Raw genomic sequence first — 12,627 nt, 5'->3', positions numbered from 1 at the left:
CATGGTTGTGAAGACTATGGCGCGCCGACTTCTACCGCAGGGTCGCGATCACTGCGGCGGCGCAGCCCTGCAGTAGAAAGCGCGCAGAAGCGGGCTCTATACGTCAGGCCGACATCCGGCAGAGAAAGTCATGCCCGCCGGCGTAGACGATCCCGGACGGGTACGGCGCGGATGCGGCCCGGGCGATGGTCGTCGCCAACTCGCGATCTGACGTCACCTCGCCCGACACCACGGTGAAATCGATTCCCCGCCGGTCGAATTCGGAACGCATAGCATAGAGTGCGGTCTCCCCGGCGCGCTTGCTCGCGGCGGTGGCCGCGTATCCCTTCGGCACGGCCTTGTTGGGGAAGAAGTGGGCCTGATGGCTGGTGACGAACACGATCTGACCACCCACCGGCATCAGCGGCAGTGCCAACGTGGCCAGCCGGCGCTGCGCATCGCGGTTCAGCCGCATCGCGTAGCCCGGATCGATTCCCAGCTCCAGCCCCGTCGATGCATTGAGCACCAGGACGTCGAGCCGGCCGAACTCGCGGCCCACCCGCTCGATCATGGCGGCGGCAGCGGCCTCGTCGGAGATGTCGGCACCCAGCGTGGAGGCACGACCGCCCGCGCGGCGGATGGCGTCGACGACCGTGTTGGCGCGCTTGGCTTTCTCGCGGTAGTTGACGACGACGTGGGTGTTCGGACCGGCGAGCTGCTGTGCGACGTCGGCGCCGATACCCCGCGATGCGCCGGTGACAAGAGCGATCCGGGTGGCTGCTGCAGGCTGCATGTCGGGGTCCTCTCCCTCGCTGCGAGGCGGCCGGTCCGAATTCTGACCTGCGATAACACGGTGTGGCCGTGCCCACAACCGCCCCTGAAGCACCCACCGTACACGAACTCTAAGAAAAATAAGGCTGTTCTAAGGTCACGATAAGGGCAATGTCGTGTCCCGACTGTGTTGCTGAGCCGTGAGGCTTAACCTGGTCCGGTGACTGGCCAACGGGTGCCCGGCGGCGTCGTGCACAAGCTGCCGGCCGACCTGCGCGACGCCCTCATCGGAAACGCCACCGCACTGGATGCGTGGCGAGACATCACGCCGCTCGCGCGCAACGAGTTCATCTGCTGGGTCGAGGACGCCAAGCAGCAGGTGACGCGCGAGCGACGGATCCGCCGCACGCAGGAGGAGCTAGAGGAAGGGCAGCGGCGACCATGCTGCTGGCCCGGGTGCAAGCACCGCGAACGCACCGGCAGGTAACCGCTGCGGCCTACCGGATCGAAAGGCCGGTGATCGCCCGGGAGATCACCAGGCGCTGGATCTCGCTGGTGCCCTCGAAGATCGTGAAGATCTTCGCGTCGCGGTGCATCCGCTCGACCGGGTAGTCGCGGGTGTAGCCGTTGCCGCCGAGGATTTGGATGGCCTCATCGGTCACGTAGACCGCGGTCTCACTGGCCACCAGCTTGGCCATGGAACCCTCGGCGTTGTCGAAGGCCTGGTTGTTGCGGGCCATCCACCCGGCCCGCCACACCAGCAACCGGGCGGCGTCGATACGGCTCTTCATGTCCGCGAGCTTGAATGCGACGGCCTGGAACTCGCCGATCTTGCGGCCGAATTGCTCACGCTGGCAGGCATAGTCGAGGGCGTACTCGTAGGCTGCGCGGGCCACGCCGACCGCCATCGCGCCGACGGTGGGCCGGGTGCGCTCGAAGGTCTTCATCGCCGCCTGGCCGCCGGCCGAGGCGCCGGACTTCACCCGGGCGATGCGGTCCTCGAACTTCTCCCGACCGCCCAGGATCAGATCCTCGGGCAGGCGGACGTTGTCGAGCACCACCTCGGCGGTGTGCGAGGCGCGGATGCCGTGCTTCTTGAACTTCTGGCCCTGGGTGAAGCCGTGGGTGTCCGGCGGGATGATGAACGTGGCCTGTCCGCGGGAGCCGAGTTCGGGGTAGACCGAGGCGACGACGATGTGGACGTTGGCGATACCGCCGTTGGTGGCCCAGGTCTTGGTGCCGTTGAGCACCCACTCGCAGGTTGCCTCGTCGAAGCGGGCACGGGTGCGGATGGCGCCGACGTCGGATCCGGCGTCGGGCTCGGAGGAACAGAACGCACCCAGGTGGGGCGCGTCGGCGGTGCCGAACATCTCGGGAAGCCATCGGCCCAGCTGTTCGGGAGTTCCGTTGCCCGCCAACGCCGCTGCGGCCAGCCCGGTACCCAGGATCGACAGGGCGATGCCGGCGTCGCCCCAGAACAGTTCCTCGAACACGGTCAGCATGCCGAGTCCGCTGGACTCGGCAGCTTGCTGGGCGAACAGTTCAGGGGAATACAGCCCGACCTTGGCGGCCTCCTGGATGACGGGCCACGGGGTCTCCTCGCGCTCATCCCACTCCGCGGCTGCCGGACGCACCACCTCGGCGGCGAACTGGTGCACCCAGTCGCGGACCTCGATCACGTCGTCGCTCAGTTGCATGGAGAATGTCACAGTTTGCTCCTGAAATATGTTGGCGGTCAGTTGTTTTGCGAGCGGTGTTGTTCGATCACGCTGACGGTCTGGGTGACCCAGGCCTCGAAGAAGCGGTCGTTGTCGACATTGCCAGGCGAGCGCTTCGTCAGCGCCTGCAGCGTCGCGGCGTAGGACAGTGCGGAGATTGCGACGGCTGCGGTGGCCTCGGGGTCGGGAATCTGGAAGCGGCCGCTGCGATTGGAGGCAGCCAGTTCATCGGCGAATCGTTGATAGGCGTTGTCGGTGATGACCTGCCACGTCTTCTCGTCGAGCTCACCGAGTTCATCGGGTTCCCGCAGCATGACCCGCAGCAGTTCCTCGCTCTGGGTCAGGTTGGCCCAGATCAGTTGCCCGGCACTGCGCACCGCCTCTTCGACGGTCCTCGGGTGGCCGGCGTCGTACTGCTCACGCGCGGTCACGATCGCGTCGATGCGGTGCGCGACCGCGGCCTCGAGTAGCTCCCGCTTGGAGCCGAAGTGCTTGTAGAGCGCCCCCGACCCCGGTGCCAGACCGGCGGCCTGCTGGATGTGAGCCACCGACGTCGCGGCGTACCCCTTGGCGGCGAACAGCTGCAGCGCCGTGGCCAGGAGCCGGTCACGTCCGGATGACATGGTGAGAGAGTACTCACTCACCTCATTGTCGGACAAATGGCCCCGTGGAGACCGCTGGAAAGTTACGTTGACCTGGATTGATCGGTGTGACGGGGAGGCGTGACAATGGCGGAGCTGAGTCGAAACGACAAGATCCTGTGCGGCGTCTACGCCGTGATCGCCGTGGTGGCACTGGTCGGCACCTGGTGGAACAACATCCGCTACGTCACCACGGAAAGCACGAGCCTGATCGACTTCTTCCAGAGTGGCTACACCAACTACGCGTCGTCCTCACTCACCAACGACCTGCTGCTGTTCGGGCTGGCGGCGTTCGTGTTCATGGTGGTCGAGGCGCGGCGGATCGGCATCCCGAAGGTGTGGATCTACATCGTGCTCAGTGCGCTCGTCGCCGTGAGCGTGGCATTCCCGCTGTTTCTGATCCGGCGGCAACTGGTGCTGGCGCAGCGGCGAGGCGGCGCGGCCGCCGACAATCTCGGGTAAGTACGGGTAGACATCCTCCAGGCCAGTTCGTAGCCTGTCCGAGGGATAGACCGCCGGGCCAAGATCGGTCCTTGCAAGCGAAGGATCGTGACAATCCGAATGACCGGGCTGCGCCAATTGCTTCGGCGCACGGCGTGCGGTGCGGTGGCCGCGGTCCTGGTGCTGACGTCGATGGGTGACGTGAAGGCAGACCCTGCGGCTGACGGGCTGGCCAAGCTCAACGAATTGTCCCGTCAGGCGATTGAGAGTCGCGAAGCCGTCACCGCTGCCCAACGCGATGCCGATGCCCGGCAGGCCGAAGAGGCAGCGGCCGCAGACCGTCATCGTGGCGACCTGGAGGCCCTCGACCTCGCGAACACCCAGCTTCAGCCCTTTCAGGCGGCAGTCGACCGGGTGGCGGCGATGACTTATATGAATGGAGGAGGCGCCGGTCAGGTGGCCTCTGTGCTGACCGCAGACTCCCCGCAGCAGCTGATCGATCAGCTGACAGTGCAGCGGGCGGTCGTCGACGGCGCAGCCGACAAGATGGAGGCCTATCGGTCAGCACGTGCGCGCGCGGTCGAAGCCGCCGGCGCATCAGAGAAATCGGCGGCGGATGCCCGCGCCGCGGCCGAGCAGGCGTCCGCGGTGCGCGCAGACCTGATGGCCAAGTGGGGTGAACTGATGCGTCAGATCGCCGACGCGGAGGCGCAGTACGGGGCATTGACACCGCAACAGCAGGCGGTGGTGGACAACGCGGCGGCGGTGATGCCCGCCGATCCGTCCCTCGCCGCTCCGGGTGCGGACATCCCGGAGGCGTTGCCCGTCGGGGTCGCCTCCGAGGCCGGACTGCAGCCCAACACCATCGTGGCTGCCCGGGCCGTCAGCGCTCAGTTTCCCCAGATCGCCCACATCGGTGGGGTCCGGCCGGACTCGAAGCCATGGCATCCCAGCGGTCTGGCGATCGACATCATGATTCCCAATCCCGACAGTCCCGAGGGCATCGCGCTCGGAAACGAGATTCTTTCGTTCGCGATGAGCAATGCCGCCCGATTCGGATTACAGGACGTGATCTGGCGTGGCACCTACTACACGCCGTCCGGTCCGCAATCGTCCGGTTATGGCCACTACGACCACGTGCACGTCACGACGACCCGTCGCTGAGTACAGAGCCACCTTGCCCGGTTCAGATGACCAGGTAGCCGAGACGCTGTGCAGCCCCGGCGATCCGAAGTGCAAGTCCGGGATGGGATAGCGGAAGTGAGAGTGCCGGCCGTGTCGGCATCGCCGAGGCGGCGGGCAGGAACAGGGCAATGCAGGGTTCGCCGGCGAACCGACTGTTGTAGCGCAGCCCATCCAGGTCGGGGAAGGCTTCAGTGATCCGCCGGGCCCACCGTTGCGTGATCGAGTGTGGTGCAGTCGATATCGCGAACGTTCCTCCAGCCCGGGTCGGCCACGAGGCGGTGCTGTCCGTGGCCAGGTCGAGCAGTCGCATGTCGCGGGTGAACCGTAACCCGGTCAGATAAGGGGCACCCCGCCAGCGATCGATGGTGCGGCCGACCTGGAACGCTTCTGCCAATGCCGGCGTCGGCCCCGAAGCCCCGTACCAGACACCGGTCCCGGGCTGATTCCGGGCAGGCGGGGTATGGGGGTCGAACCGCAAGTGCGGACCGTGCGCGCGAAACCCGTTCCAGGGCAGCACGTGACTCCCGGTCGTGCGGTGTACGCGCCACCACAACTCATCCGTCGTGACAGTTCGGTACTCGTCATCTCGGATGCCGAGGTCACGCAGCTTCGCTGCCGTCGGCGGCCCAGGAAGACGAGCAGTCACGCGGTGTACCAGTCGGTGTCGGCGGCAGCGGTTGCCGCCTGGGCGACGTCACCACCAGCGCGTAACCACTCCACCGGAGTCAGCGGTCGGTCATGAAACAGCGCCGGTTGCGGGGTGCGTAGGAAGCCAGCCACAGCGACAGGATGGAGATCGGTGGGCAGAGCCTTGAACACCTGATCGAGGCCCCGGATCTGCCGGGTCGGCCCACCGTGGTCGTCGGTCTCGAACTGCAGCACTGGAAAGAGCCAGGTCTGCCCGTCCGGAATGGCCCATAGTTCGCTTGCAAGCCGCTTCTGCCGCACTCGGGAGGAGCTGATCCCCAGTCCGGTGGCGACCTCGTCGGCCGTGAATGCGGTGACAGCGAGATGCGCCACGTGGCCCGCGATCTCCGTGCCGGTCGTCAGCACCGCGGAGAGGTCCTCGGTGAAATCGGCATGATCGAGCAGTTGCGCTTCCTCGTCGTTGAGCGACGCAGTCCACGGTCGCAGCGCGGGGAGGCTTCTCAATGCGGCGACAAAGTCAGAGGTCGTGATATCGAAACGGTCCTGAAGTAGCTGTTCCAGCTCGGTGTTTGCCCCCATGGGACGATCCCCCTAACGGAAGTTAACGTCATTCTATCTTCGTTAATGGATGGCGTCGAGGTGCGTCAGCTCCCGTACAAGTGCAAGGCCCGGCCGGTCAGGGTGGCGACTTCACCACTCAACCCCGCAATGGGAGGGGCGCCGCGCTGATGGATCACGTTCCCGAGCACGACGACATAGGTGTCTGACCCCCGGTCCATCCACAGCGTCACCCCCGTGAAACCGGTGTGGCCGAAGCTGCCGACCGGAAACACCAGGCCCCTGGGCCGGGACTGGTCGGTATCGATGTCCCAGCCGAAGCCGCGGAGGTCTTGTCCGGCGATGGCGGGATAGTTCGGTGCGAGCAGGGGATGCGTTGTGTTGGGGGATGTTTCGATGGCGGCTCGGGTCGCGTTGTTGGCGGCCTCGACCTGTGCCGGGCTGTGCCCGGGCTGCTGCGGAGTTGTCATCAACGCCAGGGTCGACTGCTTCAGTGGAAACGCACTCGGGCGGCCGGCGAGACGGTCGAGGAGCCCCTGCGCGAACCGGCCGACATCGTTCACGGTCGAGAACACCCCGGCACTGCCGGCGACACCGCCCATCCGGCGGGCCGTCGGATCGTGCACGGTACCGCGCAGCGGGTGACCGAAGTCCGGATTGAGGCCCGGGGTGTCCTCGTCGAGCGCGGTGGGTGCGATGCGCGCCAGGAGATCGATGTTCCACGTGCCCGGCGGACAGTCGGCAACGTCGGGTGCGTTCGGATCGAAGGCCACCACATTTCCCCGGATCTGGTGTGGGCCACATGCTTTGGTCACCGGCAGGTAGCGGGTATCGCTCATCCCGAGCGGTGTGAACACGTGCTGCTGAATGTAGCTGTCCTCCGCTTCGCCGGTGAGCTTCTCGAGCAGCGCACCGAGGAGGATGAAGCCGATGTCGGAGTAGTGAAAGCGTTCTCCGGGCTCGAACACGACCCACGCCCCGAGCGCCCGGTGGATGCCTTCGGCCTTGTCGGGCCTGTCCAGTCCCCACGGCCCGTCCAGGCTCAGGTCGCCGGCGATCCCCGAGGTGTGGGTGAGCAACATGCGCACCGTCACCCGCGCACGGCGCGGGTCGTTGGCGGGGTTGAACTCGGGCAGGTAGGTCTGCACGGGTTCGTCGATCTGGACCAGGCCCTGTTCATAGAGCTGCAGGATGGCGACCGCCGTCGTGAGGCTTTTCGACAGCGAGGCCAGGTCGAAGATCGTGTCCTCGGTCATCGGTTCGGCAGGCGCGGGCGCCCCGTCCAGTCCCGGTTCGCCGTCGAGCTTGCGCACACCGAAGGCCTGGCGGAACACGATATTGCCGGCGTGCCCGACCTGGACCACCGCACCGGGCAGGCGAGGTGCTGCGATCGCGTCGTTGACGAGCTGGACGACCGAGGTGAAATCACCTGTCGGAACGACGGCGGCAGGAGTGGAAGTCGGGACGGCAGCTGACGGCGCCGTCGTCGTCGACGTGGAGCTTGCGACCGGTGGGGTGGCCGGCGGCCCGCACGATGTGACCGCGACGATCGTGAACATGACGGTTCCGATGGCGCAGAGCCGGCAACGACGCGTCTGTGACATGGTCACCGGATCGACGGTAGCCGACCGTGGCGACGGTGATGCGACGATAGAGCCATGACTGCAACGCTTGTCGCGAAGAATGTGGCCGGCGGATTCGCCCATCGCACCCTGTTCGAGGGGGTCGATCTGACCGTGGCACCCGGTGATGTCATCGGGGTCGTCGGCGTCAACGGCGCTGGCAAGAGCACATTGCTGCGGATCCTGGCGGGCGATCTCGTGCCGCTCGACGGCATGGTCAGCGTGGCGCCGGCCGACGCGTTCGTCGGATGGCTGCCGCAGGAACACGAGCGCGTACCGGGGGAGTCTGTCGCGGCCTACATCGCGCGTCGTACCGGATGCACCGAGGCCACGCAGGCGATGGATGCCGCGGCCGCGGCACTGGCAGACCCGAGTCCGGGGGAGGAGGATCCGGCGGCCGCCTACTCTGCTGCGCTGGATCACTGGCTCGCCACCGGCGCGGCCGATCTCGACGAACGGCTGCCGGCAGTGTTGGCCGATCTCGGACTCGACACCGATGCGGTGCGACCGGACTCGACGCCGATGACCGCGTTGTCAGGTGGGCAGGCGGCGCGGGTGGGGTTGGCGGCACTGCTGTTGTCGCGGTTCGACATCGTGCTCCTCGATGAACCGACCAACGATCTGGACCTCGACGGGCTCGCCCGGCTGGAGCAGTTCGTCAGGGAGCTTCGCGGAGGTGTGGTGCTGGTGAGCCACGATCGGGAGTTCCTCGCCCGCAGCGTGACTCGCGTGCTCGAGCTGGATCTGGCGCAGAACACCACCACCGTTTTCGGCGGTGGGTACGAAAGCTATCTGGAGGAGCGCGAGGTCGGTCGCCGGCACCGGCGCGAACAGTACGAGGAGTTCGCCGAGAAGAAGGCCGACCTGGTCGCCCGCGCCCGTACCCAGCGCGAGTGGTCGAGCCAGGGCACCCGCAACGCCATGCGCAAGTCGCCGGACAACGACAAGATCCGCCGGCGTGCCGCCACCGAGTCCAGCGAGAAGCAGGCGCAGAAGGTGCGTCAGATGGAGAGCCGGATCGCCCGCCTCGATGAGGTCGAGGAACCCCGGAAGGAATGGACCCTGCAGTTCACCATCGGTGCCGCACCACGGTCGAGTGCGGTCGTCGCGACCCTCGACAATGCCGTTGTGCGGCAGGGTGATTTCGTGCTCGGCCCGGTGTCGTTACAGGTTGATGCCGGCGAGCGGATCGGTATCACCGGCGCCAACGGGGCCGGAAAGTCGACATTGCTGCGGTTACTGCTGGGGCGCCGGCAGCCCGACGAGGGGCGCGCGAGCCTGGGCGCGAGTGTCGCGATCGGCGAGATCGACCAGGCCCGTGCCGAATTCACCGGCACCGCGCGACTCGTCGACCGGTTCGAGCAGCACCTGCCGGACTGGTCGACGGCCGATGTGCGAACCCTGCTGGCGAAGTTCGGGCTGCGGGCCGATCACGTGGAACGCCCGGTTGACGAACTGTCACCGGGGGAGAGAACCCGCGCCGGACTGGCGTTGTTGCAGGCCTGCGGTACCAATGTGCTGGTTCTCGACGAGCCGACGAACCATCTGGACCTGCCTGCCATCGAGCAACTTGAGCAGGCGCTTGAGGCGTATGACGGTGCGTTGTTACTGGTGACGCATGACCGCCGCATGCTGCAGAACGTGCGGCTGGACCGACGGTGGCTGGTCGAGGACGGGCGCGTCGCCGAGTTGTAGCGTCGGCGTCCGCACCTAGAACGGACTGCTGTTGGACTGGTATCTGGCGGATTCCGGGCGAGGGCCGAACCGGCGGGCGTAGTCCTCGTGCTTCTTCAGGTCCTTCTTGTACTGGATCTCGTCCACCAGGTTGGGATCGAGCCCGTGCTGGGCCAGCCGGTGCCGGCGCCAGATCTTGTTGAGCGCGAGCGCCATCAAGATGGCCCAGATGTAGATCGGCACGGTCATCTCGATGTGCACGTACAACGAGGCGGGCAGCAGCCAGAGCGGCCCCAGCACGAACAGCGGCGGGATCGCCATCCGGATCAGATGCCGGCGCACGGCGCCATGGTCGGCCAGGTCATGGGCCACCCAATCGCGCATGGAATCGGGCAGTCGCATGCCGTAGCAGTAGGCGATGTACTGGAAGAAGTTGGGGCGGTCTTTGGTTTTCTGGCCGGCCATGAGGGCTCCTGGTGTCAATCGGTGAGTGAATTGGCCGCTAGCGCAGCTGAGTTGATTCGGGTGAGTACCCGGTGCAGTTCGTCGAGTTCGGCGAGGCCGACACCCAGGCGTTCCACCACCGCGGGAGGGATGGCCAGGGCCCGCTCACGCAGGGCGATCCCGGCGTCGGTGAGCTCGACATCGGTCGCGCGTTCATCGCCGGCCCGACGGCTGCGGGTCAGCAGGCCGAGTGCTTCCAGCCGCTTGAGCATGGGCGAGAGGGTCGCCGAATCGAGTTGCAGGGCGGAGGCGATCTCCTTGACCGACAACGGGGGAATGCCGCCCGAGGTGGAGCGCCGGTGATCCCACAACGCCAGCATCACCAGGTACTGGGGATGGGTCAGGCCCAGCGGCTCGAGCAACGGCCGGTACACGGCGAGCACGGCGCGGTTGCTGACGGCCAGCGCGAAACAGACCTGTCGTTCGAGAGCCAGGGGATCGGCGCCGAGCCCACCGGAGGATGCAGCAGGCGCATCGGAGACCGCGGTCATGCCTAGAAAGTACCCTAACAGTTAGGGCGCTAACAATGTCTCGATGATCACACGCTCAGTGCGCGCGTTTGGCCAGCCGCTCGGCATTGTCGATCAGGATGCTTCGGCCCTGCACCCGGATCCAGCCGCGTTGCGCGAAGTCCGACAGCGCCTTGTTGACCGTCTCTCGAGATGAGCCCACGAGTTGGGCGATCTCTTCCTGGGTCAGCTCGTGGTCGACGCGCAGTGCATTGCCGTCGCGGCTGCCGAACCGTTGGGCCAGGTACAGCAATTGCTTGGCCACCCGGCCCGGCACGTCGGTGAAGATCAGGTCGGACAGGTTGTCGTTGGTGCGGCGCAACCGACGGGCCAGCACCCGCAGCAGTTGCTCGGCGATCTCGGGCCGATCGGCGATCCAGCTCCGCAGCACACTGCGGCTCATCACGACCGCCTTCACCTCGGTCAGCGTGGTCACCGACGAGGTCCGCGGACCCGGGTCGAAGATGGCGAGCTCGCCGAACATGTCCGACGGGCCCATCAGCGTGATCAGGCTGTCGCGCCCGTCCATTGATTTCCGGCCGATCTTCACTTTGCCCGCGGTGATGATGTACAGCGTCTCGCCGGGCTCTCCCTCGCTGAACACGACCTCCCCGCGACGGAAGGTCACCGGCTCCAATTGCCGGACCAGCGCTGCCACGGCGTCTGGCGACACACCCTGGAAGATGCCGGCGCGGGCCAGCACTTCATTCATATTTCCCCCTTGATGGATGTGCCGAACCTCGCTGCCCGGAACGTTTGTGCAGGTAGCAGCCGAAAGAGAGGCCGCGGTTTTACTTTACAAGGGCGGTAGGCCGGTCGGGGTGCCGGGTTTACACCGGGACCTTACTTCGTAATGGTGTCCACCGTTGAGGTCAGATTGCCGAGCAACAGATTCGTTGGGCCTCGGCCACGGAGTCGGCAAGCGGGCGGCGCGTGTTGATGAGGTGGGCATCAGACCAATCGGCGGCGGTCGCCAGACCTTCTGCGATCTGTGGGGTGGCATCTGAGTTGGTGACCTGGCGCTGGACAATGCGCTGCTTGGCTTCGTCGAGAGGCACGGTGCACGCCAATTCCACTGTCGGACAGGCCAGTTCCGATGCGATGTCGCGCGCTCGCCGCCGAAGGTCCGGGCTGCGCCAGGTGCCGTCGAGGATCACCGACTGCCCCATGGCCAATGTTTCCCGGGCCCGCTCAAGCACGGCGTCATAGACGGTAGCCACGTTGTCGTTGCTGTACAGGCCCTCGTTCAAGGTCCCGGCTGCGCCGTCGAGAACGCCGCGCGCCTGCAACTCGCGGCGCACATCGTCAGTGGATACGACCCGCGCCGAGACTTGCTCGGCGAGCGCGTGCGCGAGGGTGGTCTTTCCCGTTCCGGGACCACCGCCGACGATGACCAGCCGCACGGTGCCTCGGCGGAGATGATCGAGGGCGATGTCGAGATGACGCCGTGCATCGTCGGCGGCGCTCGATGTGCCCTGATGAACCCGGATGCAGTCCACCTTGGCACGGACCACGGCACGGTAGGCGATATAGAAGTCCACCAACGCGGTCGGTGGGGTGTCCCCGGAGGCTCGCTGATACTCGGCGATGAAGTAATCCGCCAGGTCTCGGCGGCCGAGGAACTCCAGGTCCATCGCCAGGAAGGCGGCGTCGTCGCTGCAGTCGACATGGCGCAGGTCGTCGTCGAACTCGAGACAGTCGAGGATGGCCGGACCGTCCGGCATGCAGAACATGTCTCCGGTCAGCAAGTCGCCGTGGCCGTCGACGATGCGCCGGTGGGCGATGCGGTCGCCGAACAGTGCGGCACGACCTTTGATGAACTGTTCGACCAGTCGATCGACTTCGGCCAGCGAATCCGCGGGAACCACGGTTCCCGCGTACCGCTGCAACTCGGTGAGATTGTCACGCCAACGGCCGGCGATCGCAGGCACCGCCGCTGCGCGGTCGATGTCCTCCGACCGTTCGGCACCGGCGTGAAACTCAGCGATCGCTTCGGCGATCGCCGACAGATGCTCGACCACGGGTTCGCCACTGACGACGATCGAGGTCAGTCGGCGTGAATCGGGGTATCTGCGCATCACGATCACCGGCTCGGGCTGACCGCCCTGCGGACCGGAGAAATGGGCGACCCCGAGGTAACTGTCGGGAGCCAGTCGCTGGTTCAACTCAACCTCACGAGCGCACACCTGTTCACGTCGCTCGACCGAGCTGAAATCGAGAAAGTCTGTGACGACGGGTTTCTTGACTTTGTAGGCCCTGTCTCCCACCAGCGCGACGATCCCGGTGTGTGTTTCGTGGATTTCCGCCGCGGCCCCGCCTGCCGCGGACTCAGCGGTCTGCGACGTGGTCGGCCTAGCTGATGTGCCCATAGCTCCTG

The 12,627-nt window shown here is 66.3% G+C and carries 14 protein-coding genes; 4 read left to right on the top strand and 10 right to left on the bottom strand.

The annotated features are described in order from the left end of the window. Positions 1 to 103: 103 nt before the first annotated feature. Positions 104 to 772: an SDR family oxidoreductase gene (locus tag G6N44_RS15740; RefSeq protein ID WP_163665494.1), complete on the bottom strand. Its 669-nt coding sequence runs from the start codon at positions 770 to 772 to the stop codon at positions 104 to 106. Positions 773 to 970: 198 nt separating this feature from the next. Here G6N44_RS15740 and G6N44_RS15735 point away from each other — a divergent pair, with 198 nt between their 5' ends. Then, on the top strand, positions 971 to 1,237 hold the full coding sequence (locus G6N44_RS15735) for a YdeI/OmpD-associated family protein (RefSeq protein WP_163665492.1): 267 nt from the start codon (positions 971 to 973) through the stop codon (positions 1,235 to 1,237). A gap of 10 nt (positions 1,238 to 1,247) precedes the next feature. On the opposite strand, the gene G6N44_RS15730 is transcribed toward G6N44_RS15735, so the two are convergent. Together G6N44_RS15730 and G6N44_RS15725 are read right to left on the bottom strand one after the other, a co-directional pair. After that, on the bottom strand, positions 1,248 to 2,459 hold the full coding sequence (locus G6N44_RS15730) for an acyl-CoA dehydrogenase family protein (RefSeq protein ID WP_163665490.1): 1,212 nt from the start codon (positions 2,457 to 2,459) through the stop codon (positions 1,248 to 1,250). Positions 2,460 to 2,485: 26 nt separating this feature from the next. Continuing rightward, complete coding sequence (locus G6N44_RS15725; protein ID WP_163665488.1) at positions 2,486 to 3,091, bottom strand: TetR/AcrR family transcriptional regulator; 606 nt, start codon at positions 3,089 to 3,091, stop codon at positions 2,486 to 2,488. 105 nt (positions 3,092 to 3,196) lie between these two features. On the opposite strand from G6N44_RS15725, the gene G6N44_RS15720 reads away from it, so the two are divergent. Both G6N44_RS15720 and G6N44_RS15715 read left to right on the top strand, forming a co-directional pair. Then, complete coding sequence (locus G6N44_RS15720) at positions 3,197 to 3,571, top strand: DUF2834 domain-containing protein (RefSeq protein ID WP_179964391.1); 375 nt, start codon at positions 3,197 to 3,199, stop codon at positions 3,569 to 3,571. A 99-nt stretch (positions 3,572 to 3,670) separates the two neighbouring features. Beyond that, complete coding sequence (locus G6N44_RS15715) at positions 3,671 to 4,714, top strand: coiled-coil domain-containing protein (RefSeq protein WP_163670011.1); 1,044 nt, start codon at positions 3,671 to 3,673, stop codon at positions 4,712 to 4,714. A gap of 22 nt (positions 4,715 to 4,736) precedes the next feature. Here the strand turns inward: G6N44_RS15715 and G6N44_RS15710 are convergent, their stop codons facing one another. The 3 genes from G6N44_RS15710 to G6N44_RS15700 all read right to left on the bottom strand — a co-directional run bounded on the left by G6N44_RS15710 (position 4,737) and on the right by G6N44_RS15700 (position 7,545). Next, a complete protein-coding gene (locus G6N44_RS15710) occupies positions 4,737 to 5,381 on the bottom strand; it encodes an RES family NAD+ phosphorylase (protein WP_163665487.1) in 645 nt (214 codons plus the stop codon). Next, complete coding sequence (locus G6N44_RS15705) at positions 5,378 to 5,962, bottom strand: hypothetical protein (RefSeq protein ID WP_163665485.1); 585 nt, start codon at positions 5,960 to 5,962, stop codon at positions 5,378 to 5,380. The genes G6N44_RS15710 and G6N44_RS15705 overlap by 4 nt, the downstream gene beginning before the upstream one ends. 65 nt (positions 5,963 to 6,027) lie before the next feature. Then, positions 6,028 to 7,545, bottom strand: a complete 1,518-nt coding sequence (locus G6N44_RS15700; RefSeq protein WP_235683093.1) for a serine hydrolase domain-containing protein — start codon at positions 7,543 to 7,545, stop codon at positions 6,028 to 6,030. A 54-nt stretch (positions 7,546 to 7,599) separates the two neighbouring features. On the opposite strand from G6N44_RS15700, the gene abc-f reads away from it, so the two are divergent. Next, positions 7,600 to 9,258, top strand: coding sequence for a ribosomal protection-like ABC-F family protein (abc-f, locus tag G6N44_RS15695; RefSeq protein ID WP_163665483.1), 1,659 nt, complete (start codon positions 7,600 to 7,602; stop codon positions 9,256 to 9,258). A 15-nt stretch (positions 9,259 to 9,273) separates the two neighbouring features. On the opposite strand, the gene G6N44_RS15690 is transcribed toward abc-f, so the two are convergent. The 4 genes from G6N44_RS15690 to G6N44_RS15675 form a co-directional block, all read right to left on the bottom strand. After that, the gene (locus G6N44_RS15690; RefSeq protein WP_163665481.1) at positions 9,274 to 9,702 is read right to left on the bottom strand and encodes a DUF5313 domain-containing protein; all 429 of its coding nucleotides are present in this window, start codon (positions 9,700 to 9,702) and stop codon (positions 9,274 to 9,276) included. A 14-nt stretch (positions 9,703 to 9,716) separates the two neighbouring features. After that, positions 9,717 to 10,232 carry a MarR family winged helix-turn-helix transcriptional regulator gene (locus G6N44_RS15685; RefSeq protein ID WP_163665479.1) on the bottom strand — a complete coding sequence of 172 codons (516 nt, stop codon included), beginning with the start codon at positions 10,230 to 10,232 and terminating at the stop codon, positions 9,717 to 9,719. Positions 10,233 to 10,287: 55 nt separating this feature from the next. Further along, the gene (gene crp / locus G6N44_RS15680; protein ID WP_163665477.1) at positions 10,288 to 10,962 is read right to left on the bottom strand and encodes a cAMP-activated global transcriptional regulator CRP; all 675 of its coding nucleotides are present in this window, start codon (positions 10,960 to 10,962) and stop codon (positions 10,288 to 10,290) included. A 160-nt stretch (positions 10,963 to 11,122) separates the two neighbouring features. Next, positions 11,123 to 12,619 carry a bifunctional aminoglycoside phosphotransferase/ATP-binding protein gene (locus tag G6N44_RS15675; RefSeq protein ID WP_163665475.1) on the bottom strand — a complete coding sequence of 499 codons (1,497 nt, stop codon included), beginning with the start codon at positions 12,617 to 12,619 and terminating at the stop codon, positions 11,123 to 11,125. Positions 12,620 to 12,627 lie beyond the last annotated feature (8 nt).

It is taken from the genome of Mycolicibacterium alvei (genome assembly GCF_010727325.1).
GTDB classification, from domain to species: domain Bacteria; phylum Actinomycetota; class Actinomycetes; order Mycobacteriales; family Mycobacteriaceae; genus Mycobacterium; species Mycobacterium alvei.
Note: the sequence above shows the minus strand (reverse complement) of the source record. Positions and strands in the feature narration are given on the sequence as shown.